The following is a 25,107-nucleotide window of genomic DNA, read 5'->3' on the forward strand; positions in this document are numbered from 1 at the left end:
GAACTCGTCCTCCTCGCGGACGTCCAGCAGCAGTGCCCGGCCGTTGAGGGCGTTGCGGTACGCCTCGGTCGGGGTGGTCTCCTGGGGGATGCCCGGGTGGCGGGACGCGAACATGGCGGGGCCTCCGATGGTTGCGTTGCGAGTTGGTGGCAGCGGTGATCCGGCTGGTATGTCGGTGCCGATCGCGATCTGACCGCGCGGTGCGGAGCTGGTTGTGCGGCGGTGCGTAAGTGCCGCCCTTCTCTCAATAATACCCACGGGGGTATTATTGAGAGCAAGGTATGCCCCACCCCGTATCCATCGGGCGCTGCGGGCGGAGGCGGTCGTCGTCCCCTGCCCTGGGGGCCGTGTCACCGGAACAGGCGATCCACGTGTTCCTCGCCCACTACTACCTCGCCTGCCTCTCCCAGGCCTCGTACCTCATCGCCGACGAGGCCACCGGCCGTGCGGTTGTGGTGGACCCGCGCCCGTGACGTCGATGAGTACGTCGCGGGCGCGGAGGCGCGCGGCTTCACGGTCGAGGCCGTGATCAACATCCGTGACGCCCGCCGAACGTCGTGGTCGACCTGCGCTGGAGCAGACTGTTGTCGGAGCCTCTCGACTCCGGCCGCAGCCTGCTTCCGAGTGCGCGAGCACGTAGGACCGATCGCGTCCCGGACACGCAAGCCCGGAACGCCGGGTTGTGGGCAGCGTGTCCCCCGGCGGCATGAGAGGGGCGCAGGGTCGCTGATTCGTTGCGGAGCCCGTCGGCGCCCGGCGGGGCCTCTCCCACGGCCCGCCCGGTCGTACCGGGTCGCTCGGCGGGCTCGTCAACTACACGGCGGATGCCGCGATTCGCTGACGAACGTCGTCCATGTCGACGGCGCGGATCTGGCGGATCACGTCCTCCAGTGCGGCCTCCGGCAACGCGCCGGGCTGGGCGTAGAGGACGACGCCGTCGCGCACCGCCATCAGGGTCGGGATGGAGGAGATCTGGAATGCGGCCGCGAGCTGTTGCTGGGCCTGGGTGTCGACCTTGCCGAACACGATGTCCGGGTGCTTCTGCGAGACCCGTTCGAAGACGGGTGCGAACATCCGGCACGGACCGCACCAGGCGGCCCAGAAGTCCACGAGCACAATGCCCTTGCCGCCGGCGATCTCGTCGAAGTTCTTGTCGGTCAGCTCGACCGTGGCCATGGCCGCTCTCCTCTCGTTAATACCCCCATGGGTATTTGAACAGTGGAGTGCGGTCGGCCATTCCGTCTCGCCGGGGCGGGCCGCTTCGACGCGAACGGTGGGGGTCTGGCGGAGCGTGTTGTGGACGGCGCAGTGCGAGGCGACGGCGAGCAGTGCGTCCTGCCGGGCGGCGTCCAGGCCCTCCGGCACCTTCGCCACCAGGCACCTGGGCGACCCGGGCGGGGCGGTCCGTCGCCATCGTGAAGCCGGCGTCCACCCGCAGCCCTTTCGGATCGACGCCGTGCCGGGCCAGATGGCGGCCGGCGTAGAAGGCCACGCAGAGGCCAGTGACGCGGCGAAGAGGTCGGTCGGGGTGGGGTCGGCGTCCTGGCCGCCGTCCTCGACCGGCTGGTCCACCACGAGCCGGCGATCCAGTAGCGGTCTGCGGTCAGGTGCTCGATCCGGATCCGAACGGGGTGGAGTGCCGCGTCTGAGTCGGCGGGTGGGGTGTCCTGGGCGGGCGAGGTCGCGGGCTGCTCCTGTCGACGGACCGCGCAGCGGCCGGCGGCGGTCGGGTTCAGGTCCGGTGGAGATCGGTGCCGAGCGGCTGCCGGAGCCGACCGGCCCGGCCCGAGCCCTTGATCCCACCTCCGCCCGATGTATACCCCACGGGGTAAACTGGTGGCAGAACGACACTCTGGAGGTGCGCACGTGCAGGTCGACGACGACTCGGTCGGCGCGGTCCTCAACCGCCTTCGCCGGGCGCAGGGTCAGCTCGCCGGCGTCATTGCGATGATCGAGGCCGGACGCGAGTGCAAGGACATCGTGACGCAACTCGCCGCCGTCTCCCGTGCGCTCGACCGGGCCGGGTTCAAGATCGTGGCCAGTGGCATGCGCCAGTGCATGGCCGTCGCCGACGCCGGCGCGCCGCCGATGAGCGAGGCCGAACTCGAAAGGCTCTTCCTCGCCCTGGCTTGACGACTTGCCTGCTCGGTGGCCGTGTCGGATGGGGCGCTCCTCCGACCTCCCGGACGCCTTCGGGCCGGTGCGGCTGCTCCGGCCATCCGCCGGAGCGCGAGGCCGTGCGACGCGCCCCCACGGCGGAATGCAGCTCATCCTTCGGGGCGTCGACGTACTCTGACATATACCCTGTGGGGTATCAGGTGAGGTGGATCATGGTTCGGGAAGTCGACATCGAGGCGTTCGCCGCCGCACGGAGGGAGGGGGCGTTGGTGCTCGACGTGCGTGAGGCCTTCGAGTTCGCCGCGGGACACGTGCCCGGTGCCCGCTGGGTTCCGCTGGGGATGCTTGCGGGAAACCTGGCTGCCCTGCCCTTCGGCCCCGCCGTCATGGTGATCTGCGCATCCGGCAACCGGAGCCGGATCGGAGCCGAACTGCTGACCCGCGCCGGCTTCGAGGCCGCCTCCGTCCGGGGCGGAACCATCGCGTGGTCGCTGTCGGGTCGAGATCTCGCCGCCGGAACCGCCTGATCCCACATCACGAACGGAGCACAGCATGGACTACGGCATTCCCCTCACCCTCGACCTTCCCTTCGCCGAGGCCGCCGAGCGGGTGCGGGCCGCGCTCGCCGAGCAGGGCTTCGGCATTCTCACCGAGATCGACGTCCAGGCCACCCTGCGGGCCAAGCTCGGCGAGGAGATGGAGGAGTACGTCATCCTCGGCGCCTGCAACCCGGCGCTGGCCCACCGCGCCCTCCAGGCCGACCGGCGCATCGGACTGCTGCTGCCGTGCAACGTGGTCGTCCGCGCGGCCGACGGGCGCACCGTCGTCGAGGTCATGGACCCGCAGCTCATGGTCCGGGTCACCGGGCAGCCGGCACTCGAAGCCGTGGCCGACGAGGCCGCCGGCCGGTTGCGCGCCGCGCTGGAAACCCTCTCCAGCTGACCGTCACGTTCCGGGCCCGCCCCAAGCGGGCCCTTTTATCGGACCTCCATATACCCCCACCCGTATAGCGAGCCCGTCGGGCCGCCCTCGGAACGGAGCACCCCCGTGAACCACCCGGACACCTCCCTCGCGAAGCCCCCCACCCCGGAGCCGCCCGGTCCTCCGGCCCGCGCCGGCCTCCTGGGCCGCCTCGGCGCCTGGTCGGCCGGGCACTTCAAGGCCGTACTCGTGGGATGGCTGCTCGTCGTGATCGGCCTCGGCGCCTTCGCGCCCCAGGTCACCGGCGCCCTGTCCGGCGCCGGATGGCAGGCCGACGGCTCGCAGTCGGTGACGGCCCGGCAACTGGCGGAGCAGCACTTCGCGGGCAACGCGTCCTCCGCCCTGCAGATCGTCGTCGCCGCCGACCGCCCGGTCACCGACCCCGCCGTCCAACAGGTCATCGCCAAGGCCGGAGCCACGGCCGCCGCCGACCCCCGGATCTCCACCGTCGTCCCGCCCCAGCCCGGCGCCACCATCAGCAAGGACGGCCGCACCGCCATCCTGCTCGCCGGCGCCAAGGCCAACCCCGACGACATGGTCCGCGCCGCCGACGACCTCAAAGGTCCGTTGAATGCACTCTCGAAGGACGGGATCAGCGTCCACGCCACCGGCGCGTCCGTCCTGTGGAGCGACTTCAACAAGGCCAACCACGACGCCATGATGAAGTCCGAGATCATGTCCTGGCCGGTCACCCTCGCCATCCTGGTCCTCGCCTTCGGCTCCCTGGTCGCCGCAGGCCTTCCCCTGCTGCTCACCATGGCGGGCCTCGCCGCCTCCGCCGGCTCCCTCGTCCTGATCAGCCATCTCTTCCCGGTCTCCATCTGGGCAATGAACTTCGCCATGATGTTCGCCCTCGCGCTCGGCATCGACTACGCCCTCTTCCTGGTCGTCCGCTTCCGCAGCGCACGGATGGGCAGGTCGCTCAGCAGCGCGGAGGCGGTCGCGGAGACCATGGACACCGCGGGCAAGGCCGTCCTGCTGTCCGGCGCGACCGTCCTGGTCAGCCTCTCCGCCGTCATGCTCGTGCCCTCCCCGGCGTTCCGGTCGATGGCCGGCGGCATCATGCTCGCCGTCCTGTTCGTCCTCGCCGCCACCCTCACCCTGCTGCCCGCCGTTCTCGGCAGGCTCGGCCACCGCGTCGACGCCCTGGCCCTGCCCTGGGTGAAGTCCGGTGCACACCGCTCCTCACGCTTCGCCGCCTGGGGCGAGCGCCTGTGGAAGCACCCCTTCCGGTACGGCGCCGTGGCACTGGCCGTCCTGCTGGCCCTGGCCGCGCCGGTCATCGGCCTGCGGACCGCGATGCCGTCGATCACCGTCGTCCCCGCCCACGACAGCGCCCGTGCCGGCTACACCGCCGTCCAGCGGGCTTTCGGCGCCGGAGCCCCCGGCACTCTGCAGATCATCACCCCCAACGGGCAAGCCGCCTCGGTCGGCGCACAGATTGCCGCCACACCGGGCATTGCCGGCGTCATGCCCGCTCAGCCCTCCGCAGACGGATCCGGCTGGTCGATGATCCAGGCGGTGCCCTCCGTCGACCCCTCCAACCCGCAGCTCTCCTCCACCGTGCACACCCTGCGGGCCGAACTTCCGCACGACACCCTGGTGGGCGGCGCGGCGGTCGAGAACCTCGACCTCCAGCACCTGCTCACCCAGAAGACCCCACTGGTCATCGGCGTCGTCATGGGCCTGGGCTTCCTGCTGCTGCTCGTCGCCCTGCGGGCCCCGCTGATCTCCGCCCTGGGCACCGCCGCCAGCCTGCTCTCCACCGGCGCCGCGTTCGGCGTCGCCCGGCTCGTCTTCCAGGACGGCCACGGCTCCGGCCTGCTCGGCTTCAAGCCCCAGGGGTTCCTGGACGGCTGGGCACCGGTGTTCTTCTTCGCGATGATCTTCGCGATCGCCATGGACTACACGGTCTTTCTGCTCGCCTCCGCCAAGGAGCACTATGAGCGCAGCGGCGACCCGAAGGAGGCGATGGTCGGCTCCCTCGCCCACTCCGGCCGGGTGATCTTCGCGGCCGCCGGCGTCATGGTCGCGGTGTTCTTCACCTTCGCTGTCTCCGGGCCGCTCCCGCCCAAGGAGATGGGCATCGTCCTGGGCGTCGCCGTCCTCCTCGACGCCGCCCTCGTCCGTCTCGTCCTGCTCCCGGTCGTCCTTCGCCTGACCGGCCGCGCCGCCTGGCACACGCCGGCGTGGCTGGACCGGATCCTGCCGAGGATCTCCTTCTCGCACGGCTGAGTCTCCCGACGGCCGGTGGCGGGGCTGCGGAACAGCGACCCCGCCGCCGGCGGTCCCCGCTGTCAGGTGGGACCGTTCGGGCCATCGATGGTCGGCCGGCAGGCGTGAGTGCGACCGTGGAGCTCCACGCAGAGCGTTGCCGCGGTACTGCACGGACCATCGGGCACCCGTCGCCTGCTCGGCGGCGGCCCAGCAGTCCGTCCGGAACGCCTCCGCCCTCGGCCGCGTTCCGGTCACGGCCGGGACGGTCGACCCGGCCACCTCCGGCAGGCATCCGGTCGACGTGGATGCCGCCTGGCCGCGACCGGGTTGATCACCGACAGCGCGGGCTCAACCTGAGGGGCTCTGCGGGAGCAGGACGGTGACCGTGGTTCCGCTGGCCGGGTGGGCGCACTCGACGGCGGTCCACGCGTTGATGCGCTGGTGCGCGCCGTTGGAGCAGATCCGCAGTTCCCCGTGGTGGGTGCGGACGATGGTTTCGACCAGGGAGAGGCCCAGTCCGCTGCCGGGGGTCGTGCGGGCAGTGTCGGCGCGGCTGAAGCGCTCGGTGGCGTGTGGCAGGAAGGTCGGGTCCATGCCGGGGCCGCTGTCGTGCACGCTGACGACGGCCACGCGCTCGGTGGCATGCACGTTCACGGTGACGGGTGTGGCGCCGTGCCGCACAGCGTTGTCCAGGAGGTTGGTGAACACCTGTGTCAGCCGGGCGGGGTCTCCGGCGACGGTCACCTCCGTGTCCGGGCCGACGCCCAGTGCAACGGCCGTGGTGGTGGCGCGGTAGCGGTCGGTGATCCCGGTCAGGAGGTCGCCGAGGTCGACCACCGCTGCGGTGGGGGGCCCCGAGGGCTGCACGCCGACCCTGAGAAGGGTGTCGGTCAGCGCGATGAGGTCGGCCGTGTCGGCGGCTGCGGCCCGGATCGTCGCCTGCAGTTGAGCTGGTGTGCGGGGGCGGCGCATGGCCAGTTCCAGCTCGGCGGAGAGCAGGGTGAGCGGGGTGCTCAGCTCGTGGCTGGCGTCCTGGACGAACCTGCGCTCGCGTTCGAGGGCGGATTCCAGTGCGGCGAGCATGTCGTTGAGCGTGTGGCCGAGGCGGGTCACCTCGTCGTGCGGTGCCTCGGGCACCGCCAGGCGGACCCCGGTGGCGCCCTCGGCGATCCGGGCGGCTTCGGCCCGGTAGCGCTCCACCGGCCTCAGCGCCGCCGATGCGAGCCGGTAGCCGACCAACGAGGCGACGATCAGTGCGGCCAGATTGGCCAGCGCGAGCTGGCCGATCAGTTCGCGCAGGGCTTCGTCGCGCTGGTCCAGACGGACCGCGACGACGACGACCGCAGGCGCCGCGGCCGGCTCACCCGAGCCGGGGGCGATCGGCACCGCGTACAGGCGCAGTCGCCCGGTGCTGATGGGCAGCAGGGCCCCGCGGTCCACACGCAGTGGCCGGCGCAGGGCGGAGGCGAGCTCGGCGGGGTGCAGCAAGGATCCGTCGGCGCTGCCCGCGCTGCGCTCGAGGACGTGGCTGCCCGGGCCGATGACCTGGTAGACCGTGCCCGGGAACACGAGCGCGGGCAGGCCGGTCTGGTGCGGCGCGCGGACGTCGGCGGTGACCTGTGCGGACTGCGCGACGAGGTCCTCGTTGAGGCGCAGGTCCAGGGCGTACTGCACCCGCAGGTAGACGAATGCCCCGGCCGCGGTCAGCACCAGGACGATCGCGGCCTCGAATCCGGCCACCAGTCGGACCCGCAGCGGCAGTCGCCGCCAGGTGGCGCGGAGCCGGCGGGAGGAGCCGGGCCGGTCGTGCGGGGACCGACGCCGCCTGCGGAACGGGGGAGCGCGTCAGCCACCGTTGGGGTCCAGGCGGTAGCCGGCGCCGCGCAGGGTCTCGATCGCGCGCCGCCCGAACGGCTTGTCGACCTTGGCTCGCAGGCCCGCGATGTGGACGTCGATGACGTTGGAGCGCAGATCGGTCTCCCCGTCCCAGACCTCGTCGAGGATGTGATAGCGGGTGACGCAGTGGCCGGCCCGGCTGAGCATCAGGGCCAGGATGTCGAACTCCCGGGCGGACAGCTCAATCTCGACTCCGCCGCGGAACGCCCGCCGCCGCCCCCGGTCCACGAGCAGGTCCCCGGCACGCAGCTCGCCGGCACCGGTGTCCGCCGTGCGCCGGTTCAGCGCTCGCAGCCGCGCCAGCAGCTCGTCGAAGGAGAAGGGCTTGGGCAGGTAGTCGTCCGCGCCGGCATCCAGGCCGGCGACCCGGTCGCGTACGTCCCCCAGCGCCGTCAGCATCAGCACGGGGACGGTGCTGCCCCGGCCGCGCAGTTCCGTGCAGACGGCGACGCCGTCCAGGCCGGGCAGCAGCCGGTCGAGCACCACGCAGTCGTAGCCGCCGCCCAGGGCCGCCCGCAGTCCCTCGGGACCGCTGTGCCGCACGTCGACGTCGTGCCCGGCCTCACTCAGACCCCGGGCCAGCAGCCCGGCCAGGCGACGCTCGTCCTCGACCACGAGAACCCGCAAGGACCGCTCCCCTCCGCGAAGCTCCGGCGCGGTCGACCGACCGGGCGCAGGTCATTCAATCACCCGATTGCGCCCCTCCCGGGCCACTGCTCCGGCCCGGATACGCGGCTGCCAGGGTGCCGGCGGGCTTCATCGCAGCTTCATGTGGGATCTCTAGCGTCCGGGCCCATGAGCGAACCACTGGCGGTCCATGCCGTCGACCTCACCAAAACCTACGGTCCGCTGACGGCCGTCGATTCCATCACCGTCCAGGTCGCCCAAGGCGAGGTCTACGGTGTCCTGGGCCCCAACGGCGCGGGCAAGACCACGTTCCTGCGCATGCTGTTCGGACTCGTCCGACCCGACAGCGGCACCTTGGAGGTCTTCGGCCGGTCCTGGCAGCGCGACGGCGTCGGCGTGCTGGACGGGGTCGCCGGGTTCATCGAGAGCCCCAAGTTCTACCCCGGGCTGACCGGCCGCAGGAACCTGCAGCTCCTCGCGGGCCTCGACGGCGCAGGCACCGACCGCATCGACGAGGTCCTGGACATCGTCGACCTCGCCGACCGGCACGGCGACAAGGTCGGCGGCTACTCGTTCGGCATGCGCCAGCGCCTCGGCGTCGCCGCGTCCCTGCTGCGCGACCCCAGGCTCCTCGTCCTGGACGAGCCCGCCAACGGCCTGGACCCGGCGGGCATCCGCGACATGCGCGCCTTGGTCAAGCGGCTGGCGGACAGCGGTCTGACCGTCCTCCTCAGCAGCCACGACATGGGCGAGGTCGAGCAGATCTGCGACGACGTCACCATCATGCGCACCGGGTCGGTCGTGTACCACGGCCCCATCGCCGCGCTGCGTGAACAGGCGCCCGCCCAGGCGCACCGGATCACCACCACCGACAACGCCGCCGCAGAGCTCCTCGCCCGGGCCCAGGGTCTCGAAGTCGCCCGCGTCGAGGACGCGCTGGCCGTGCGCGGCTCCCAGGAGCGCATCGACGCCCTGGTGGCCGCACTGGTCGGCGCCGGCATCGCCCTGCGCGGCCTGAGCCTGGACGAAGCGCCCCTGGAAGCGCTGTTCTTCATGCTCACCGAGTCGGCACCGCCCACCCCCATCCGCGAGCTCGACACCCCAGCCACCAGCGGAGCGCACCAGTGACCGTCCCCGCCACCATCCCCGCCGCCACCCACCCGTCCGGCGCAGCGTCACCCGCGCAGACCCGACGTCCGGGCACCGGAACCGCCTTGCGCTGGGAAATGGCGAAACTCGCGGCCCAGGCTCGCAGCCGTTACACCCTGCTGGGCTGCGCCCTCGCGCCGATCGCCATCGTGCTGGTCTTCAACGGCCAGCAGCAGACACCCAGCGACACCATCTACGGCAGGCAGATCCACACCAGTGGCTTCGCGATGCCGCTGTTCATCCTCGCCTTCGCCGCCCAGTGGATCTTCCCGCTGCTGGCCTCCGTCGTCGCCGGCGACATCTTCGCCAACGAGGACCAGCACGGCACCTGGAAGACCATCCTGACCCGCTCGGTCAGCCGCGGCCAGGTCTTCCGGGCCAAGACCGCGACCGCCACGCTGTTCACCGTCCTCGCGACAGCCGTTCTCGCCGTCAGCACCGTCGGCACCAGCATGCTGCTCATCGGGACCCAGCCGCTGACGGGACTCACCGGGCAGCTCATCGGATCCGGCGACGCCCTCATGCTGGTCCTCGCCAGCTGGGCGAGCGTCCTGCCCGCCATGGTCGGCTTCACCGCACTGGCCATCCTGGTGTCGGTCAAGACCCGCAACCCAGCGGCCGGCGTCGCCGCCCCCGTCGTTCTCGGGTTGATCATGACGCTGCTCGGAAGCATCGGCGGAATCGACCTGCTGCGCCGCTTCCTGCTGAGCACACCGCTGGAGTCCTGGTACGGGCTGCTCACCCAGCAGCACTTCTACGGGCCGCTCACCTTCGGCCTGGCCGTCAGCGCCGGATGGACCGTCATCTGCCTGACCGTCGCCTACTTCTCGCTGCAGCGCCGCGACATCACCGGAGGCTGACCCCATGAACCGCACCCGCCTGATCATCCGCGGCGCGACCCTCGCCGCCGCGGCGGCCGCCGTCGCCGCGACCGCCGCCCTCAGCAGCACCCAGGACGTCACCAGGTTCCGCGTCGAGCACTCACTCGCCGCGACGTTCGCGAACCTCTACGTCCAGCAGGCCGCCATCCTGGGCGTCCCCGGCATCACCGACGGCGGCATCGCCGCATCCGCAACCTGCGACCGCGGCGGCCCGAAGGTCGCGGACGTCGGCCCGGGCGCCGACTGGATCTGCATGGTGACCTTCCACGACGAGCACCACCAGGTCCAGACCGGCAAGTTCGAACTGCAGGTCAAGGCGAACTCCACCTACGTCGCCGGAGGCCCGTCCAAGCTCGTAGGCCTGGCCACCATCACCGACCGGACCGGACGCGACGTCCCCAACCCGGTGTTCGAATTCGACGGCGCCTTCGACCCGAACAACTGACATCCGGCACAAATGCATGCCTGCGCCCGGTGCGGCACCCGCCGTACCGGGCGCAGCGGCGAGGGCCGGTGACCGCGCCGACGTCGGTGAGCACGGTCCTGGGCGAGGTCCCGTTGCGGAATTGCCCGAGCCGTGATCTACCGGGTCGTGTTTCTCGCAGCCGAAGTGCTCCGCCATCTCGGCTTCCAGCGCAACCGCTCGACGCTCTCGCCGACCGACACCTCCCCGGCCGCTGCAGCAGTAGCCGGCACCGCTTTCTCCGTCATGACTCGTCCGTTCCGCCTGGCCCGAGGCCCGAGGCCCGAGGCCGAGCCTCCGGCCAGACCGTCACATCACGGACTTTCACGATCTTTCAGACACCTCCGCGGAGTCGCGTTCAGGACGGGCATGTGCGCGACCGCATGCAAGTCGAGGGGTCTGTCGAAAGCTCAGCCGTCCTGGAAAGGCGCGGGGGTCACCGCTCGGAGGGGGTTCAGAGCGCGATGGCGCCGTCGGCGAGCAGGAGGGCGCCGATCAGGGCGAGGACGAGGGAGGTCACGGCGGCGTTGGTGGTCTCCAGCCAGGTGCGGGCGCTGCCGAGCGGTGCGGGGATCCGCGTCCCCAGGGCGAGGTGGAGCAGGAGACCGCGCCGGATGCCGCCGACCTCGATCCGGCCTGGCGGGCCGTCGTCGACCGGCTGACCGCCGGTGGTCGGCCGCTCGTCCTGGTCGCGCTCGGCACCTTCCTGTCGGCCCGACACGATGTCCTGCGGGTCGCCGTCGAGGGGATCCTCCAGCACACCGACGCATCCGTGATCGTGGCGGCGGGGGAGCGGGTCACCGACCTCAGCCAGGAGCCGGTGCCCGGCAGCGCTCCGGCCGACCGGATCCACGTTACGGACGTCGTCCCGCCGGTGTACCCGCGCTCCTCCTGCCCTTCTCCAGCGACCAGTTCGCCATCGCCCACGATGCCGAGCGCGCCGGTGTCGGCCGCAGCCTCGATCCCAACATCCTCGACGCGCCGTCCGCCGGTGCCGCCGTCCGGGCGCTGCTGGCCGGGAGCCGCACGCAAAGCGACGCCCTGCGCGACGAAGTCCGGGCCCGCGGCCCGCACTGGGCCGCCACAGAACTGCTCCGGCTCGTGCCCGACCGCCCCATGCCCGCAAGCTGACCCGTCCCCGACCCGGCAGTCGGGCTGTGCAGGCACAGCGTCCTCACGATGTCCCGGTCCATGATCGCAACGGACGCCGATCCTGACCCAGCCCCTGTACTCGCGAACGCCCTGTCACACCAGCCAGGGCCCGCCGATCTCGAACAGTGCGGCGGCAGCGAACAGGGCGGTGGAGCGGACGGCGGTCCTGAACGCGGACCCTACCGGTGGGCCGACGGGGTGATCTCCAGCGAGTCCGGGCTGCCCGGGCAGCGGCACCCGCCGCCTCCGCAGGCCGAAGAGCCGCAGCCGTGGGCGGCCCGGCGGCGGGTCATCCACCGGGTGCCGGCCGCGAGCACCGCCAGGGCGGCGGCGAGGGCGGGCAGCCGGCCGACCACCACCCCGGCTCCGGCCCCGACGACTCCAGCGGCGATCAGGGCGGGCAGCGCGCAGCATGCCACGCAGGCCAGGGCGGCGAGGGCGCCCAGAACCTTGGGGGTGCGGGTGGTTGGCCGGTCAGCAGCAGGGGCCGGCATGGCGGGTCTCCTCGGCGAGGTCGGTGAAGGGGATGGGGCAGCACGGGCTGCCGGCGCACCGGGTGAGGTCGTCGCAGCCGGCGTCCAAGGCGGTGGTCAGGGTTTCGCGGATGGTGGTCAGGTCGGCGATCCTCTGCTCGACCTCGGCGAGTTTGGCCCGGGCGCGTTCCTGGAGGCCGGGGACGGTGCGGCCGTGGCGGTGGCGGCCGCTCTCCAGCAGTTCGGCAACTTCGTCCAGGGTGAAGCCGAGGCGCTGGGCGGCCTTGATGACGCGCAGCACGGTGACGGCCTGGTCGTCGTAGAGGCGGTGGCCGCCCGGGCTGCGGTCGGGTTCCGGGAGCAGGCCGCGGCGTTCGTAGTAGCGCAGGGTCTGGGTGTTCACCCCGGCGGCCTCGGCGACCTGCGAGGTGCGCAGGTGCTCGCTCACTGCGTGCTCCCGGCCGCAGTGACCCGGCGCTGAAGCGCGTCCAGTACAGCCGTGTGCACCGTGTCCACGGTGATGTCGAGCGTCACCGCGTTCGGGTCGGCGGTGACGGCGAAGGTGAAGAACGAGCAGCAGCCGCCCTCCCGCTCGGCCAGGTCGTGCACCCGCTCCTCGACGCCGTCACCGCCGCGCAGCTCCAGGTGCACCCGAAGTGGCTCGGGCCGCGAGATCCGCTCCAGCCGTTCGGTGAACAGCGCGTCCCACTCCGCCACCCGCAGTGGCCGTTCCTCGATGGGCAGCGTGCACGAGGTGGGCACCCAGTCCAAACCGTTCATTCCGGTCACTCCCGTCGCCTGGTCCCCGGTCGGGGACGTCTTCGACGGTAGACCTGTACCTGGGTACCGGATGCAAGTGGACCTTGGGGGTACCGCAGCAGCGGCCCCGGCAGACGGTGACGGTGCAGCGGGCCGCCGCCGCCGCGGTGGAGGCGGCGGCGGCCGGCTCGCGAGTGCGCCGGCTCACTTGTGGCCCTCGGTGCGGGCCCGGGTCCAGGCGGCCTCACGCAGCAGGCGCAGGCCGTTGAGGCCGACGATGACGGTGGAGCCCTCGTGACCGAGGACGCCGAGCGGCAGCGGCAGGGTGGCGACCAGGTCCCAGACCACCAGGGCGGCGATGAACACCGAGGCGATCACCAGGTTCTGCACCACCAGGGAGCGGGCACGGCGGGAGAGGGAGACGACGGCGGGGACGGTGGCGAGTTCGTCGCGCACGATCACGGCGTCGGCGGTCTCCAACGCGAGGTCGGAGCCGGCTCGGCCCATGGCGATGCCGGTGTGGGCGGCGGCCAGGGCGGGGGCGTCGTTGACGCCGTCGCCGATCACCAACACCTTTCGCCCGGCCTGTTCCTGTTCCTTGACGGCGGTGACCTTGTCCTCGGGCAGCAGTCCGGCGCGGACGTCGGTGATTGCGACCTCGGCGGCCAGGCGGGCGGCGGCGCGCGGGTTGTCACCGGTGACCAGCATCGGCCCGGCACCGGTCAGGGCGGTCAACGCGGTGACGGTGGCGGCGGCGTCCGGACGCAGGCGGTCGGCGATGCCGAGCACGCCGACCGGCACGCCGTCGGCCTCGACCAGGACGGCGGTACGCCCGCCGTCCTCCAACTCGCCGGTCACAGCGGCGGCGCGTACGGAGAGCGCGTCGTCGGCGTCGTTCAGCAGCCGAGCGGGGGCGCCGACCGCGACGGCCCGGCCGTTCACGGTGGCGCTCACCCCGATGCCGGGCGCGGAGGCGAAGTCCTCGGCCGCAGCGAGAGCCAGGCCGCCGGCGCGGGCGGCGTCAACAACGGCGCGGGCGAGCGGATGCTCGCTGGGGTGCTCTGCAGCCGCGGCCAGCGCCAGCAGCTCCTCCGCGGTCAGGCCGGAGCCCGCGAGGGGGCGGATGTCGGTGACGCGGGGGTGCCCTCCGTGAGGGTGCCGGTCTTGTCGAGCGCGACGGCGTCGATCTGGCCGAGCTGCTCCATGACGACGGCGGACTTCACCAGGACGCCGTGGCGTCCGGCGTTGGCCATCGCGGACAGCAGGGGCGGCATGGTGGCGAGCACCACGGCGCACGGGGAGGCGACGATCATGAAGGTCATCGCCCGCAGCAGCGATCCGGTGAACGCGGCGCCGAACGCCAACGGGACCGCGAAGACGGCGAGGGTGGCGATGACCATGCCGATCGAGTAGCGCTGCTCGACCTTCTCGATGAACAGCTGGGTCGGCGCCTTGGTCCCGGAGGCTTCCTCGACCATCTTCACGATCCGGGCGATCACCGAGTCGGAGGCGTCGCGCTCGACCTTGATCCGCAGCGCGCCGGTGCCGTTCAGGGTGCCGGCGAACACCTCGTCCCCGCTGACCTTGGCGACGGGCAGGGGCTCGCCGGTGATCGTGGCCTGGCCGACGTCGCTCGCGCCGTCCAGGACACGGCCGTCGGCGCCGATCCGCTCGCCCGGGCGGACCAGTACGGTGTCGCCAACCTCGAGGGCCTCGGTCGGCACGGTCTCCTCGGCGCCGTCGTCGAGCAACCGGGTGGCGGTGGCGGGGGCGAGGTCGAGCAGGCCGTGCACCGAGTCCGCGGTGCGGGCGGTGGCGATCGCCTCCAGGGCGCCTGAGGTGGCGAAGATGACGATCAGCAGGGCGCCGTCCATCACCTGCCCGACCGCGGCGGCGCCCAAGGCGGCGACGATCATCAGCAGGTCGACGTCCAGCGTCTTCTCCCGCAGCGACTGCAGCCCGGCCCAGGCAGGCTCCCAGCCACCCGTGGCGTACGCGAGGGCGTACAGCGGCCCCCAGACCCAGGCCGGGGCGCCGGTCAGCTGGAGCGGCAGCGCGATCAGGAACAGCGCCGTCGAGGCCGCCGCCCAGCGGGCCTCGGGCAGCGCCACGATCCGCGTGCGCCGCCGCGGGGCGGCGCCGGCGGACGCGGCGGCCATCTCGGGCGCGGGCCGCTCGATCAGGGCGGAGGAAGGCATGGCAAGCGGACCCTTCGCTCAGGTCAGGGCAGAACGGACGACTCCGTCCAACATACAGGAACGTATGAACAGTCCTTCATGCGTCATCTGTAGTATTGGCCCATGGGTCATGGAGCCGCCTCCGAGAAGAACACCGCCCCGCGCATCCGCCTCGACGCGGACAATGCCGCCCGCGTGGCGACCACCCTGCAGGCTCTCGCGACGCCGTCCCGGCTGCTGATCCTCGCCCGCCTGCGCGAAGGGCCCTGCGCAGCCACCGAACTCGCCTACGCCGTCGGCATGGAACAGTCCGCCTGCTCCCACCAGCTGCGGCTCCTGCGCAACCTCGGCCTGGTCGTCGGCACCCGCCAGGGCCGCTCGGTGGTCTACGCGCTGTACGACAACCACGTCGCCGAACTCCTCGACCAGGCCGTCTACCACACCGAGCACCTGCGGCTCGGACTCAGCGACGCCGCCGGCGCCGAGGGCGCCGACCTCGCGGACGACCTGGCGGCTCAGCCGGCGCCCTGACCGGCCACCCGGGGCCGTCGGTCGTCCCACCAGTGGTCGCCGTGAGCGCCGGAGGTCCGGGTCCTCGACGTTGACGCGAGACGGCGGTGGCCACCCCGTCACGCCGGGGCGGCCACCGTTGCGGAGCGGGGCAAGGATCAGTGGCTGCCGGCGAGGTCGCCGCTGAGCCTGCCGTGGAGGCCGGCGCTGGGGTCGTTGAGCCCCGTGATCTCCACCGTCTTGCCGCGCTGGGCGTACTTGGTCTCGACGGCGTCGAGCTCCGTTCGCTTGCCAAGCCGCCCTGGCAGCCGCCCTCCTGGGCGTTCGGCGTCGTGCGGACTCTGCTGTACGCCTCCATCGCCTGGGCCGCGGGCCGGGCCCTGACCGCCGCGTCCGGCCGCGATCGGCGCGCTCTGGCGGTCTCCCTCGGTGTCGACCTCTCGCTCAACGCTGCCTGGAACTGGCTGTGCTTCCAGTGCCGCAGCCCGGCGGCCGCTCTGGCGGGCAGTGCCCTGCTCGACCTCAGCAACGCCGACCTTGTCCGGCGCGCCGCCCGTACCAACCCCACCGCCGCCGCTCTGACTCCCTACGCCGCCTGGTGCGCCTTCGCCACCGCACTCAATGCCGACATCGCCCGCCGCAACTTGGGCTGATCGCACCTCCGGTGCGCCGTGGAGCCCACGTGGTGCGGCCAGATCGCTCACTGCCGTGCCCGGTCACCCGGACGGCCGGTACGAGCAGGATTGCCGCGGTCGGCTGCTGCGCCCGCACGGCCCCATCGGTGCAGCAACGCTGCGAGGGGTGGTCCCCATTCTGCCCGCCAACAATAAGGGCAAATCGTCCGATAAGGCGGCAAGTGCTCCGTGTGGAGACGGCCTTGCTCAGCCGTTGTGACTCCGGAGGGTCTCGTGGATCTCGACCTCTTCCGTCCGCTCTACACCGCGTCCGATCTCGTTGTGTCGGTGCATCTGGACACCAGTCGGGAGGACCAGGACGCGGATCACCGGGTGGCGACCGGTTGGCGTGCCCTGCGCCGGGATCTGGAGCAGCAGGGCGCGGACGAGCCCACCCTGCTGGTGCTGGACGGTGCGGTCGGGGGATCGCCGCACTTGGTGGGTCCGCAGGGCGAGTCTCTGTTCGCTGCCGACGGCCGGATGCTCGGTGCGTTCACACTCGCGCGTCCGCCGGCCCGCGACCGGGCTGTCGTGGGTCCGGTCGCCGATCCGCTGGAAACAGCGTTCGACCTCGATCACCAGCTTCCCTACGTGATGGTTGCCCTCGATCGGGAGGGCGCGGACGTCGACGCCTTCCCGGCAGGCGCCCTCGATCCGGCCACCAGCCGCACCTTCAGTGGCAGCACGCTGCACATCACCCGGGTGCGGGCCGGCGGCGCGAACATGGCCTCCTACCACCGCCGGACCGTCAACGTGTGGACCAGGAACGCCGCCGGTGTCGCCACCGAGATCGCCGAGGCGTGCGAGGCGGTCGGTGCCGCCTTGGTCTTCGTGGGCGGTGACCCGAAGGCGACCGCGATCCTGCGCGAGGAACTCGCCGGCTGGCGGGGCCACGCCGAGGTGGTCGAGGTGCCGGGCGGCCGCGGGGAGAGGACGCCCTCGCCGTCCTGCGCGAGGCGGTCGACAAGGCACTCCGAGCGGCGTCCGAGCGCAGCCACGCCGCCGCGGCGGCCGAGTTCGAGAGCGCCCGGGCCCAGGGCATGGCGGTGCACGGCATGCCGGCCGTCAGCACGGCCCTGGCCGAAGGGCGGGTGGCCACGCTGCTGCTGAGTGAGGACCGCACCGCCGACCCGCTCAAGTGGTCGGCCGGCGCCAACCCCCTGCTGGTCGACAGCGCACCCGAGGCCCTCGACAATGCTGCGGCCGCCGTCCAGGCCCTGGCCGCACCCCTACTGCTGCGGGCCGCGACGATGGGCGGCGCCTCCTTCTCGGAGATTCCCGAGGGCATGGCCGACGACGGCTGCGCGGCCGTTCTGCGTTTCGCCCCGGCATGAGCGCAGAACCCGCTCCCCGAGTCAGCCGGCACACCGTCTTGGAGACTGAGGATGATCATGACTGATGCGACAACAGTGCCGTTCGGTGTCCACTCGGAGGTCGGCCGGCTGCGCAAGGTCCTGGTGTGCGCGCCGGGCCTGGCCCATCGCCGGCTCACCCCGACCAACTCCGACGACCTGCTGTTCGACGACGTGATGTGGGTGGAGAACGCCCAGCGCGACCACGCCGACTTCGTCAACAAGCTCCGCACCCGCGGCGTCGAGGTGGTCGAACTGCACGACCTCCTCGCGCAGACCGTCGCCCTCCCCGAGGCCCGCGGCTGGCTGCTCGACCGGAAGATCACCGCCAACGAGGTCGGCCTCGGTCTGATCGACGGCACCCGGGCGTACCTGGAGACGCTGGCCCCGCGCGAACTCGCGGAGTACCTGATCGGCGGCCTGGCCACCACGGACCTGCCCGAGGACTTCCGCACCGGCCACCTGGCCCTCGCCAGGAGGCGACCGGCACCCGCGAGTACCTGATGCCGCCGCTGCCGAACACCCTCTACACCCGCGACACCACCTGCTGGCTCTACGGCGGACTCACCCTCAACCCGCTCTACTGGCCGGCCCGCCACGACGAGACCCTGCTGATGAAGGCGGTCTACTCCTTCCACCCCGACTACCGCACCTCCACCGTCTGGTGGGGCGACCCCGAGCGGGAGTGGGGCCAGGCCACCTTCGAGGGCGGCGACATCATGCCGGTCGGAAACGGCGTCGTCCTGATGGGCATGAGCGAGCGCACCTCCCGGCAGGCGATCACCCAGGTCGCCGCCGCACTCTTCGCCCGGGGCGCCGCCCGGCAGGTGGTGGTGGCCGGAATGCCCCGGCTGCGCGCCGCCATGCACCTCGACACGGTGTTCACCTTCGCCGACCGCGACATCGTCACCCAGCACCCGGCCATCATGAACGCGGTGCACACCTTCTCGCTGCGCCCCGTGGATAAGGCACCAGGCGTGGAGGTGACCGACGAGGGCGACCGGGCGTTCACCGACATCGTCGCCGAGGCCCTGGGCATCAGCGGCGGTCTGCGCGTGATCGAGACCGGCGGCGACGTCTATGCCTCCGAGCGCCAGCAGTGGGACAGCGGCAACAACGCCGTCGCCGTCGAACCCGGCGTCGTCTTCACCTACGACCGCAACACCCAGACCAACACCCTGCTGCGCAAGGCCGGCGTCGAGGTGATCACCATCGTCGGCGCCGAGCTCGGGCGCGGCCGCGGCGGCGGACACTGCATGACCTGCCCCCTCACCCGCGACCCCGTCGACTACTGACGCGCACCCTCACACCCGGGAGGCACCCGTGTCGGAGTTCCACTGGGGCCACGCCCTACTGCTGTTCCTGGCCCTGTTCGCGCTCTACAGCCCGATCGCCGCCCTCTCCTCCTACCTGCCCTACATGGAGGGCTACACCCCGAAGGAACAGCGCCAACTGTCGTTCGGCCTGTTCCGCAACGTCACCATCCTCATGCTGCTGGCGCTGTGGGTGGGGGAGCCACTGCTGGAACTGCTCGGAATCAGCACCGCCGCGCTCTCGGCCACGGGTGGCATCGCGCTGATCCTGGCCGCCGTGCCGATGATGACCGGCTCCGGATCCTCCCCGCGGGCCCCCGACGACACGGCGGCGGCCAGAGGCCCGAAAGCGCCGTGGCGGTCCATCGTGTTCACCCCGCTCACGTTCCCGCTCACCTTCGGCGGCACCACCTTCGGCTTCTTCGTCGCCTACCGCGCGGATGTGTCCGGCTGGAAGGCCGGCATCGCCATGACCGTCGCGGGCCTGGCCTACGCCGCGGTCACCGGCATCACCCTCTACCTCTCCGGCCACCTCGTGCGCCGCGTCTCCCCGAGCACCGCGGCCATCCTGGACCGGGTCGCCGGGATCCTGCTCACCGCCATCGCGGTCACCCTGATCGCCAGCGGCGGCACCCGCCTGGTCGACGACGTCCTGAACTCCCTGTGACCGTGCCCTCAACAACCCTCCACCCCGGCAGGCACCGCCGCCTGCACATGCTTCGCAACCGGTCCCATGCCGCCGGTCGGCACGCGACCGAGCCGGACCGGCAGCGGCGGTCAGCCCGCGTCCTGGGCCTGGCCCTGGACGCGGGCGAGCTGCTGCTCGCCGACGGCCAGGGCACCGAGGACGTCGAGGCCGCGATGCGCACAGTCGCCCGCACCTACGGCCTGGACGGCGAGCCGCAGGTCACGTTCACCATGATCTCCATCAGCCACCGCCCTTCGGCGGACCACGGCGCGATGATCCTGGACCGCACCGTGTGGCGGCGCGCTCCCAACTACACGCGACTGTCGGCGACCTACACATTCGTGACGCAGGTTGCCGAAGGCCGCCTCGGCCTGGAGCAGGCCCGCCGGCGGCTGGCCGCGATCCGCCGCCGCAGCCCTCCGTACCCCGGCTGGCTGATCTCCCTGGTCGCGGGTTCGCTCGCGGCCAGCGCCACCGTCCTGGTCGGCGGCAGCGCCGACACCAAGGCCGCGCTCACCTTCTCGGCTGCCTTCGTCGCCTCCTTCATCGGCGACCGCCTCGCCGGCATGTTCTACGACCGCGGCGTGCCGGAGTTCTACCAGTACGCCGTCGCGGCCGCCCCCGCCTCCGTCGTCGGTGTCGTCCTCGCCCTGGCCGGCGCCGGCCTGCGCGGATCCCAGGTCATCACCGGCGGCCTCTTCGCCCTCCTGCCCGGCCGCGCCCTGGTTGCTGCCGTCCAGGACGGCCTCACCGGCTTCTATCTCACCGCGGCCGCCCGCCTGGTCGAACTCCTCTACCTCATCACCGGCGTCATCCTCGGTGTCCTCGCCGTCCTGCCCATCGGCCAACTCCTCGGCGCACACCTGCGCCCCGAAGACCCCCTGGTACGCAGCTCCGCGCCCGCGCTGCAGCTGCTCGCCGCCGCGGGTCTCACCATCTCCCTCGCCGTTCTCCTGCAGACCCCCCGCCACACGCTGCTGTTCGTCACACTCAACGGTGCCGTCGCCTGGACCGTGTTCGGCGTCCTCACCCGCCAAGTGGACATGAGCCCGATCGCCGCGACCGGCATCGCCGCAGCCACCGCCGCCCTCTTCGCCCACACCGTCTCCCGCCAGCAGAAACTGCAACCCCTGCCGCACATCAGTGCGGCCCTCGGCCCCCTCCTGCCCGGCTCCCTCACGTACACCGGCGTCCTCGCCTTCATCCAAGGACGCCCCGCCGACGGCCTCGGCGACCTCAGCCGTGCCGCAGCCATCGCCCTGGCGCTGGCCATCGGCGTCAGCATCGGCGGTGAAATCACCCGTCAACTACGCCGCGTCCCCTCCCTGCACCGCCTCGCCGCCGAACGCACCCGCGGATACTGACGGGCAGGCGTGGCAGGCCAGTTGGCTCCGCTGATCTGCTCCAGGAGACCTGAAAGCGCCGCGCATCTCCACGACCACGCTGCCGCCCTCCCGAACCCCGAGGCCTGGAACGACTGATCAGCAGCGCGCGGGCGTTGCCACGGTGCCTTCCCTGGTCCTCCACGGCCTTCGAGCGGGCTGAGCCGGGCGTGACAGCTGACCCGGTGCGGCTCCGTGCACGGCTGCGACGGCGGCCGCGACGCACGAACGCGCCGGCGCTGTGCCCGCTCCCCGCCTGCTCATGCCTGCCCGGTTGCCCATCAATGGACGGGCACACTCTGCCGTCACGCTGAGGGTTCGATCCGACGCTCGGCTTCGGCGAGAAGGTTGCGTAGCCGCACTGCGTCCCGGGCGTGGTCCGGTTCGCGTCGGTTGGTGGGCATCGTCAGGGAGACCACTGGGTGGGGCCGCGCGGTGCGCAGGTCCCGCAGGAGGTCGGCGGTCAACGCGTCGTGCTGATCGACGCGACCCGTCCCGGATGGATGGGGACGGACCTCCAGCCGGGCGGTCTGGCCGAGAAGCCCGGCCGGCGACCCGCCGGGCCGGCGAACTGGCCCGAGAGTCCTTCACGACGGCCACCTCGGTGGTGTCGATGTGTGCCGTTGCCCCCGCGGTCGCCTCCAGTGAGCTCCGGCAGTTGGCGCGTCGGCGACTTCGCCGAGCAGCTGCCTGGGCGGCGGCGCGCTCACGGGTGTCCGCGCGAGTTTCCGGCCCAGGGCTACCCCGGTTGTGGTGCGGCGTTCTCGCGCCATGGTTCGTTTGTGGGCCGGCGCAACTGTGGGCACCTGCCTCTTCGCTGCGTAAGCAGTGCAACCGGCGCCACCCGCCGGACGCGCAAAGAGTGGGAGCACAGTCCCCTCCACGAGGAGTTGCAATCATGATGATCGTCCGCAAGCTGCACGACGCCGGAGTGGCCAGCGAGCACGCGTACGCGGCTGCTTTTGGGTCGATCGGCCTTTCGCTGCTCAGTTGGATGACTTCGCTGAAGGCCGAACAGGCTGGGCTCGAGCGCGCCGACCGTTGGGGCATCTTCATCGGCGAGTGGGCGCCGACCTTCTTCGCGCTGGGCCTGGCCCTTGCCACCTACGAGGAACGTTCGCCCAACTCTTCGAGCCCGTCGGATCAGATTCCCGGCTCGGCAAGCGCACCCAAGCCGTTCCGGACGTCGTCCTAGCGCGTCGGATTGCACGCGTTCCGTCCGGCCGAGCTGAAGACGGGGGCCTTCCGGTGCCGAGAGGAGAGCCCCCGTCGGCCGAGCGGTCATGCCGCACCCGCTTCGCCCTCAGGGCCTCGCAGGAGAGGGTGAAGAAGTCGGTGCCGGTGAGCCGATGGGAGAGGGCGCGGCTCTCGGTGTGGGTGTCCGCGGTGGGGGTGCGGTGTTGCTCGGCGGGGAGCTTGTTCGCCTTTCGCGGTGGCGTGACGGCCTGGCCCGGGTGATCCCGATGAAGAGCAAAGCAGCCCTCATCAAGGAGGACTTGGATGCCGGAGAACTGGCGGAAGAGGGCGTCGCTGCCCTCGGCGCCGGGGCATCGTGCTGCGCCCCGGTCCGCAGGGTCCGGCCTTCCTCGTCCCCCATGGGCGTTCTGCTTGTTCATACCGGACACGAACGCCCGTCACCCGCCACGGTGGGCGGCCGGGCCACGGACCGGGACCTCGGTGGCGCGCAGCCGCAGGACGAGGCCTTCGGCTGCGCGCAGGCGATCGGGTCCGCCGGGGTCCGCAGCCGGATCCCGGGCCGGTCGGGGACCGAGAAGCGGTGGCGCGCGAGCAGGGCGTGTATCTCGGCTCAGCACCCGACAGCTCTCCGGATGCGTGCCGGCTCACGCTTCGACCCGTGCGTTGGATCAGTCCAGGGCGCCGTTGATCGTCGCCTGCGCGATCGCGATGCCGGGCAGATGCCGGGCGGCCAAGATCTTGCCGTATGTGCCGTCGTCCATCAGGGACTGCAAGGCGCCCTGGACGGCCTCCTTGAGGCCGGAGGCACTCTTCGAGACGCCGATTCCGATGGGGGAGGCGCTGGTCTCGCCGACCGCCTCCCGGCCGGTCACGGCGTCGAAGACGGTGCCTCCCTCCGCGGTCTCGGAAACGTAGACCGCCGTCACCTCGTCGAGGAAGTCCGCCACCACCTTCCCGCTGCGCAGGGCGAGCTGCGCCTCGGAGTCCTTCGGGAAGGCCATCACGGTGATCGGAGGCTTGCCCTGGGACTTGCAGAGCTCCTGGCGCTGGTCGAGGATCTTCTGGTGGTTGGTGCCGGTCTGCACCGAGACGGCCTTGCCGCACACGTCGGTGACGACCTTGATCCCGTCCGGGTTGCCCTTCTTGACGAGCCATCCAGGGCCGGCGTTGATGTAGTCGACGAAGTCCACGGCCTTCTCGCGTTCCTTCTTGTCGGTCATGGCCGACATGACAGCGTCGAATTTCCCGGCCTGGATCGCCGGGAGGATCCCGTCGAACTTCTGGGCCTGGAAGTCGAACCTGATGCCGAGGCGGGCTCCGACGGCGGCGCCGAGATCGACGTCGATGCCGACGATCTTCTTGCTGCCCTCGCTCTCGTACATCTCGAACGGCGGGTAGGGGATGTCCGAGGCCACCCGGATGACGGCCGCCTTCCTGATGTCGGCCGGCAGCTTGGCGGCGAGCTCGGGCGAGGCGCTGATCGCGATGCCCTGGACGGACACGGGGGCAGATGATGCGGGAGCTGGGTCCGAGCCGGTTCTCGCAGTGCTTTCGCATGCGCTGAGGAGCGGGCTGCAGAGGGCTGCGGTGGCCGTGATCACGGCGATTCTGGTCATGGTCGAGCGGTTCGCGGGCATGGGGGCCTTCCAGAGCTGCAGGAGGTGAGCGGCGAGCGCGACGAGCCGGCGTGAACAGAAATTACAGGCAGTCCAAGTCGGACGTGAATGTATTGAAGATTACATTCCGGCAACGTGCGGTCGGCGTCGGTACGGAGGGGCCCTGCGGAGGCGATGCCCGTGCCGCCCATGTCCCGGGAAGCGTTCAACGCAGGGATGAACACGATCCGCTGCGGCGCCCCACTCTCGCCAAGGGCGGCTAGGTGCGCTCCTGCGCGCAGCGTGCCGGTTCTGGCGATCGGTCACGTCAAGGCCATCGAGTAGCCGAAGCGGCGATCCTCGGCAGGGGCGCAGGCCGGGGGCTGTCGGTCGGGCTTCGAGATCCTCTCCGATCTCGGGCCGGCACCGCGATGCGTCAGTAGGCGGGGGAGTGGGTGGGCGGGTTGGCGAAGGGGGCGGTGCAAGCCGCTCCTCGAGGCCGGGTGGCCGGCGCGTCCTTGTCGGCTCAGGGGCAGGGGTCCGACGAGCTGTCCTGGAACGTGCCGGGCGTGCCCCTGGGGGAGTGCTGCTTCGCGGCACCATGTGAACGGACCGCACAGATGAGTTGCTTCCGGTGGCAGAGCCGTCGACCTCGACAGCCGAAGCACGGTGGCAGCCGACACCACGCGCAACCGGTCGTCAGCACATGGACGACCGCGGCGAACACCGCCTCGTCGTCCAGGTTCGCCGTCCCACCACCGTGCGGCCGCACCCGAGCAGCCGGCCGGACGGCTCCATCACATCCCACAAGCCATCAGGAACTCACCCCCACCCACCGCTCCCCATGAGCGATCCAGCGACCCGGCCACCACGGAGGACCCGCTGTCAGAGCGATCCGGCGGCGCGTCACCGGGCCGTCGCCAGGGAGCCGAAGAAGCGGCGCATGCGGTCCCGGTCCTCCGGAAAGGCGGACGCCCAGGCGCTGTCGAGAGCGAACCAGGCGGCGGGCTGACCGGGCTCGCACCGCAGGGGCTGCCGCGGGTCGACGACCGCCGCGTACGACAGGCCGAGCGTGGTCGCCGCCGAGTCCGCACGGAAGCGCCGCACGAAAGCCATCGCCGGCCTGTTCAGCAGCACGGCGGACAGACCCGTCTCCTCGAGAAGCTCCCTGGCCGCCGCCCGGCGCGGCGTCTCGCCGGCATCGACCTTCCCGCCCGGCGGCACAAGCCCACGCCACGGGTGTTCCTCCAGCAGGATCCTGCGGCCCCGGACATCGAAGACCCAGACCTCGGCCACCAACGGACCGCTGTGCTCGGCGGTCCCGGCTCCGTCCAGCCATCCGGCGGCGCCGGGGAGCCGGACTGCAGCCGCGGCCACGTCCTGCCGCGCGGCCCGGACAACGGTGGGCGACAGGGTGCCGCGGCCGCCGGTTTCCCGGCCGCCGTCCTCCCCGGCCCGCTGCCGCCGCCTCTCCCGTTCGTCCATGCCGCCCCACACCCCGTG

General features: G+C 71.8%; 23 protein-coding genes and 5 pseudogenes. 16 read left to right on the forward strand and 12 right to left on the reverse strand.

The window, feature by feature from the left end; genetic code table 11:
* Positions 1-114 (reverse strand): annotated as a pseudogene (locus ABEB13_RS41045) (hypothetical protein); the annotation flags it as partial.
* Positions 115-371: 257 nt separating this feature from the next.
* On the opposite strand from ABEB13_RS41045, the pseudogene ABEB13_RS39790 reads away from it, so the two are divergent.
* Positions 372-534 (forward strand): annotated as a pseudogene (locus tag ABEB13_RS39790) (MBL fold metallo-hydrolase); the annotation flags it as partial.
* 279 nt (positions 535-813) lie between these two features.
* Here ABEB13_RS39790 and trxA read toward each other — a convergent pair.
* Positions 814-1,176 (reverse strand): thioredoxin, encoded by a 363-nt coding sequence (gene trxA, locus ABEB13_RS39795; protein ID WP_345709990.1) that lies wholly within the window; start codon positions 1,174-1,176, stop codon positions 814-816.
* 690 nt (positions 1,177-1,866) lie between these two features.
* Between trxA and ABEB13_RS39800 the strand changes: the two genes are divergently transcribed.
* The 4 genes from ABEB13_RS39800 (at position 1,867) to ABEB13_RS39815 (ending at position 5,334) form a co-directional block, all read left to right on the forward strand.
* Positions 1,867-2,133: a metal-sensitive transcriptional regulator gene (locus ABEB13_RS39800; protein ID WP_380232340.1), complete on the forward strand. Its 267-nt coding sequence runs from the start codon at positions 1,867-1,869 to the stop codon at positions 2,131-2,133.
* A 173-nt stretch (positions 2,134-2,306) separates the two neighbouring features.
* Positions 2,307-2,645 carry a rhodanese-like domain-containing protein gene (locus ABEB13_RS39805; protein WP_345709463.1) on the forward strand — a complete coding sequence of 113 codons (339 nt, stop codon included), beginning with the start codon at positions 2,307-2,309 and terminating at the stop codon, positions 2,643-2,645.
* A gap of 25 nt (positions 2,646-2,670) precedes the next feature.
* Positions 2,671-3,060 (forward strand): DUF302 domain-containing protein, encoded by a 390-nt coding sequence (locus ABEB13_RS39810; RefSeq protein WP_345709464.1) that lies wholly within the window; start codon positions 2,671-2,673, stop codon positions 3,058-3,060.
* A 105-nt stretch (positions 3,061-3,165) separates the two neighbouring features.
* Complete coding sequence (locus ABEB13_RS39815; RefSeq protein WP_345709465.1) at positions 3,166-5,334, forward strand: MMPL family transporter; 2,169 nt, start codon at positions 3,166-3,168, stop codon at positions 5,332-5,334.
* Positions 5,335-5,664: 330 nt separating this feature from the next.
* Here ABEB13_RS39815 and ABEB13_RS39820 read toward each other — a convergent pair whose 3' ends face one another.
* Together ABEB13_RS39820 and ABEB13_RS39825 are read right to left on the reverse strand one after the other, a co-directional pair.
* Entirely contained in the window at positions 5,665-7,056 is a 1,392-nt protein-coding gene (locus ABEB13_RS39820; protein ID WP_345709466.1) for a sensor histidine kinase, read from the reverse strand.
* A 105-nt stretch (positions 7,057-7,161) separates the two neighbouring features.
* A complete protein-coding gene (locus tag ABEB13_RS39825; RefSeq protein ID WP_345709467.1) occupies positions 7,162-7,839 on the reverse strand; it encodes a response regulator transcription factor in 678 nt (225 codons plus the stop codon).
* 168 nt (positions 7,840-8,007) lie between these two features.
* Here ABEB13_RS39825 and ABEB13_RS39830 point away from each other — a divergent pair, with 168 nt between their 5' ends.
* Genes ABEB13_RS39830 through ABEB13_RS39840 form a run of 3 tightly spaced genes read left to right on the forward strand, consistent with a single transcriptional unit; the run spans position 8,008 to position 10,314 of the window.
* Positions 8,008-8,967, forward strand: coding sequence for an ABC transporter ATP-binding protein (locus ABEB13_RS39830; RefSeq protein ID WP_345709468.1), 960 nt, complete (start codon positions 8,008-8,010; stop codon positions 8,965-8,967).
* Positions 8,964-9,848 carry an ABC transporter permease gene (locus tag ABEB13_RS39835; RefSeq protein WP_345709469.1) on the forward strand — a complete coding sequence of 295 codons (885 nt, stop codon included), beginning with the start codon at positions 8,964-8,966 and terminating at the stop codon, positions 9,846-9,848. Before ABEB13_RS39830 ends, ABEB13_RS39835 begins: the two co-directional genes overlap by 4 nt.
* A 4-nt stretch (positions 9,849-9,852) precedes the next feature.
* The gene (locus ABEB13_RS39840) at positions 9,853-10,314 is read left to right on the forward strand and encodes a hypothetical protein (RefSeq protein WP_345709470.1); all 462 of its coding nucleotides are present in this window, start codon (positions 9,853-9,855) and stop codon (positions 10,312-10,314) included.
* 67 nt (positions 10,315-10,381) lie between these two features.
* Here the strand turns inward: ABEB13_RS39840 and ABEB13_RS41050 are convergent.
* The 6 genes and pseudogenes from ABEB13_RS41050 to ABEB13_RS39865 form a co-directional block, all read right to left on the reverse strand.
* Positions 10,382-10,518: pseudogene (locus ABEB13_RS41050) on the reverse strand (transposase); the annotation flags it as partial.
* Between the two features lie 268 nt (positions 10,519-10,786).
* A complete protein-coding gene (locus tag ABEB13_RS39845) occupies positions 10,787-11,092 on the reverse strand; it encodes a hypothetical protein (RefSeq protein WP_345709471.1) in 306 nt (101 codons plus the stop codon).
* Positions 11,093-11,663: 571 nt separating this feature from the next.
* Positions 11,664-11,978, reverse strand: a complete 315-nt coding sequence (locus ABEB13_RS39850; protein WP_345709472.1) for a hypothetical protein — start codon at positions 11,976-11,978, stop codon at positions 11,664-11,666.
* Complete coding sequence (locus tag ABEB13_RS39855) at positions 11,959-12,405, reverse strand: MerR family transcriptional regulator (RefSeq protein ID WP_345709473.1); 447 nt, start codon at positions 12,403-12,405, stop codon at positions 11,959-11,961. Before ABEB13_RS39855 ends, ABEB13_RS39850 begins: the two co-directional genes overlap by 20 nt.
* Positions 12,402-12,737, reverse strand: coding sequence for a hypothetical protein (locus ABEB13_RS39860; RefSeq protein WP_345709474.1), 336 nt, complete (start codon positions 12,735-12,737; stop codon positions 12,402-12,404). The genes ABEB13_RS39855 and ABEB13_RS39860 overlap by 4 nt, the downstream gene beginning before the upstream one ends.
* A gap of 183 nt (positions 12,738-12,920) precedes the next feature.
* Positions 12,921-14,875, reverse strand: a pseudogene (locus tag ABEB13_RS39865) (heavy metal translocating P-type ATPase).
* Between the two features lie 141 nt (positions 14,876-15,016).
* On the opposite strand from ABEB13_RS39865, the gene ABEB13_RS39870 reads away from it, so the two are divergent.
* From ABEB13_RS39870 to ABEB13_RS39910, 8 genes and pseudogenes are all read left to right on the forward strand, one after another.
* Positions 15,017-15,424, forward strand: a complete 408-nt coding sequence (locus ABEB13_RS39870) for an ArsR/SmtB family transcription factor (RefSeq protein WP_345703711.1) — start codon at positions 15,017-15,019, stop codon at positions 15,422-15,424.
* A 227-nt stretch (positions 15,425-15,651) separates the two neighbouring features.
* Positions 15,652-16,056 carry a TspO/MBR family protein gene (locus ABEB13_RS39875; RefSeq protein ID WP_345709991.1) on the forward strand — a complete coding sequence of 135 codons (405 nt, stop codon included), beginning with the start codon at positions 15,652-15,654 and terminating at the stop codon, positions 16,054-16,056.
* A gap of 255 nt (positions 16,057-16,311) precedes the next feature.
* Positions 16,312-17,187, forward strand: coding sequence for a baeRF2 domain-containing protein (locus tag ABEB13_RS39880; RefSeq protein WP_345703710.1), 876 nt, complete (start codon positions 16,312-16,314; stop codon positions 17,185-17,187).
* A complete protein-coding gene (locus ABEB13_RS39885; RefSeq protein ID WP_345709475.1) occupies positions 17,169-17,411 on the forward strand; it encodes a hypothetical protein in 243 nt (80 codons plus the stop codon). The genes ABEB13_RS39880 and ABEB13_RS39885 overlap by 19 nt, the downstream gene beginning before the upstream one ends.
* A 57-nt stretch (positions 17,412-17,468) precedes the next feature.
* Positions 17,469-18,724 (forward strand): annotated as a pseudogene (locus tag ABEB13_RS39890) (arginine deiminase).
* A gap of 28 nt (positions 18,725-18,752) precedes the next feature.
* Complete coding sequence (locus tag ABEB13_RS39895; protein ID WP_345703708.1) at positions 18,753-19,409, forward strand: MarC family protein; 657 nt, start codon at positions 18,753-18,755, stop codon at positions 19,407-19,409.
* A gap of 47 nt (positions 19,410-19,456) precedes the next feature.
* On the forward strand, positions 19,457-20,794 hold the full coding sequence (locus tag ABEB13_RS39900) for a threonine/serine exporter family protein (RefSeq protein WP_345709476.1): 1,338 nt from the start codon (positions 19,457-19,459) through the stop codon (positions 20,792-20,794).
* A gap of 919 nt (positions 20,795-21,713) precedes the next feature.
* Positions 21,714-22,007 (forward strand): hypothetical protein, encoded by a 294-nt coding sequence (locus tag ABEB13_RS39910; protein ID WP_345709484.1) that lies wholly within the window; start codon positions 21,714-21,716, stop codon positions 22,005-22,007.
* A gap of 670 nt (positions 22,008-22,677) precedes the next feature.
* On the opposite strand, the gene ABEB13_RS39915 is transcribed toward ABEB13_RS39910, so the two are convergent.
* Both ABEB13_RS39915 and ABEB13_RS39920 read right to left on the reverse strand, forming a co-directional pair.
* Positions 22,678-23,511: an ABC transporter substrate-binding protein gene (locus tag ABEB13_RS39915; protein ID WP_345703706.1), complete on the reverse strand. Its 834-nt coding sequence runs from the start codon at positions 23,509-23,511 to the stop codon at positions 22,678-22,680.
* A 999-nt stretch (positions 23,512-24,510) separates the two neighbouring features.
* Positions 24,511-25,089, reverse strand: a complete 579-nt coding sequence (locus ABEB13_RS39920; RefSeq protein WP_345703705.1) for an NUDIX domain-containing protein — start codon at positions 25,087-25,089, stop codon at positions 24,511-24,513.
* Positions 25,090-25,107 lie beyond the last annotated feature (18 nt).

The sequence above is a fragment of the Kitasatospora paranensis genome (genome assembly GCF_039544005.1).
Classification (GTDB): domain Bacteria; phylum Actinomycetota; class Actinomycetes; order Streptomycetales; family Streptomycetaceae; genus Kitasatospora; species Kitasatospora paranensis.

What these genes read in the sequence shown, in the direction of transcription:
- trxA (WP_345709990.1), bottom strand. Translation starts at nt 1,176, where the DNA reads ATGGCCACGGTCGAGCTGACCGACAAGAACTTCGACGAGATCGCCGGC.
- ABEB13_RS39900 (WP_345709476.1), top strand. Translation starts at nt 19,457, where the DNA reads ATGCTTCGCAACCGGTCCCATGCCGCCGGTCGGCACGCGACCGAGCCG.
- ABEB13_RS39810 (WP_345709464.1), top strand. Translation starts at nt 2,671, where the DNA reads ATGGACTACGGCATTCCCCTCACCCTCGACCTTCCCTTCGCCGAGGCC.
- ABEB13_RS39910 (WP_345709484.1), top strand. Translation starts at nt 21,714, where the DNA reads ATGATCGTCCGCAAGCTGCACGACGCCGGAGTGGCCAGCGAGCACGCG.
- ABEB13_RS39860 (WP_345709474.1), bottom strand. Translation starts at nt 12,737, where the DNA reads ATGAACGGTTTGGACTGGGTGCCCACCTCGTGCACGCTGCCCATCGAG.
- ABEB13_RS39850 (WP_345709472.1), bottom strand. Translation starts at nt 11,978, where the DNA reads ATGCCGGCCCCTGCTGCTGACCGGCCAACCACCCGCACCCCCAAGGTT.
- ABEB13_RS39840 (WP_345709470.1), top strand. Translation starts at nt 9,853, where the DNA reads ATGAACCGCACCCGCCTGATCATCCGCGGCGCGACCCTCGCCGCCGCG.
- ABEB13_RS39870 (WP_345703711.1), top strand. Translation starts at nt 15,017, where the DNA reads ATGGGTCATGGAGCCGCCTCCGAGAAGAACACCGCCCCGCGCATCCGC.
- ABEB13_RS39830 (WP_345709468.1), top strand. Translation starts at nt 8,008, where the DNA reads ATGAGCGAACCACTGGCGGTCCATGCCGTCGACCTCACCAAAACCTAC.
- ABEB13_RS39920 (WP_345703705.1), bottom strand. Translation starts at nt 25,089, where the DNA reads ATGGACGAACGGGAGAGGCGGCGGCAGCGGGCCGGGGAGGACGGCGGC.